At 65.0% G+C, this 1,381-nt stretch carries 1 protein-coding gene; it reads right to left on the reverse strand.

Features of this window, described 5'->3' with window-relative positions:
• Positions 1–208: 208 nt before the first annotated feature.
• The gene (locus BTJ49_RS15205; RefSeq protein ID WP_113066267.1) at positions 209–1,282 is read right to left on the reverse strand and encodes an IS110 family transposase; all 1,074 of its coding nucleotides are present in this window, start codon (positions 1,280–1,282) and stop codon (positions 209–211) included.
• Positions 1,283–1,381 lie beyond the last annotated feature (99 nt).

The following is a 1,381-nucleotide window of genomic DNA, read 5'->3' on the forward strand; positions in this document are numbered from 1 at the left end:
GAGTACATACTCGTTGGCAAAACGGTGCGGTTGCGTTCGTGTATGCGGCTTTTCGGTGAGCGCGGTTCGCTCGAGCCATGATGAAATCCGCCAGGGCGAAGCCACACGTTCAAGCGGCCCTTGCGGGCCAGAATTGTTATCGGCTTGCTCGTCCCGGGGACCGACACGTTTGCCATCGTCGTACTCGTTGCAACGCGTGGAAGAGGCGTCAGTGTGTCAGCGCACTGACGTGATCGGGGTCGAAGTTGGTGCGGTGGTGTTCGGCGGCCCATAGCCGCCTGGCGGTCTTGTTGGCCAGCGCCACGGCAGCCTTGTTGTGACCCACGCGCTCCGATAGCGCCAACGCCCATGCCCGCGTTCGATCCAGCGGCTGGCCCTTGCGCTGGGCCACCTTGGCGCTGCGCAGCACGGCGCGGGCGCCGTGGATCAACAGCATTCGGATATACCTGTCGCCCCGTTTGGTGACCCGACCCAATCGATGCCGTGCGCCGCTGGAATATTCGCGTGGAGTCAGGCCCAGGTAGCTGGCAAAGTGACGCCCGGAACGGAAGCGGTCGAGCTCGCCGACCGATGCGCTCAGCGCGGTGGCGGTGATCAGTCCAATGCCGCCGGCCTGCAGCAGGCGCTGGCTGCGACCATCGTCGACCGCAAAGGCGGCCAGGTGACGCTCGATGTCTGTCATGGCTTGCTCGCAGGCCTGGATCTGATCGAGCACCTGGCTCAGGCTGTCGCGCAAGGCCATCGGCAGGTCGTTCCCGGCATCTTCCAGTGCCCCGAGCACGGCCGGCCGGACGCGGGCCGCACCCAGCGGGATGATGATGCCGAACTCGCGCAGCAATCCCCGCAGCAGATTGATGGCCGCCGTGCGTTGCGACTTGAAGTGCTCGCGTATGCGGTGCTGGGCCTGGATGCCCTGCTGTAGTGTCGTTTTCACCGGCACCGATTCGATCGCCGCACAACGTGCCGCCTCGAGCAGACCGGCGGCATCGGTGCGGTCGGTCTTGTTGCCGCGCACGTAGGGCCGGACCGCGTGCGCGGGCAACAGCGACACGCGATGCCCCAGTGCAGAGAACCGACGGGCCCAATAATGCGCGGACCCACAGGCTTCCATGAGGATGTGAAGCGGCGTGTGATTGTCGAATGCATGGGCGAATGCGGTGCGTCCCAGCCTGGCGCGCCTGACGATGCGGCCGTGCGCATCGGAAAAAGCCAGTTCGAACACGTTCTTGGCCAGGTCGACGGCGACCGTGGTGGCGAGGGTATAGTTGGGCGTAGCATGCATGATGGACTCCTCCCGTGATCCCGTGTCCGGAGCGTACGCTCCTGTCTGGCTCATCGAAGCCGTGTGGCGACGCGGGAGGAGTCCATTGGATCATTCAAG

The organism is Oleiagrimonas sp. MCCC 1A03011, assembly GCF_003267965.1.
Lineage (GTDB): Bacteria > Pseudomonadota > Gammaproteobacteria > Xanthomonadales > Rhodanobacteraceae > Oleiagrimonas > Oleiagrimonas citrea.

Excerpts from the sequence above, each read along its gene's own strand:
- BTJ49_RS15205 (WP_113066267.1), bottom strand. The coding sequence starts at position 1,282 with ATGCATGCTACGCCCAACTATACCCTCGCCACCACGGTCGCCGTCGAC.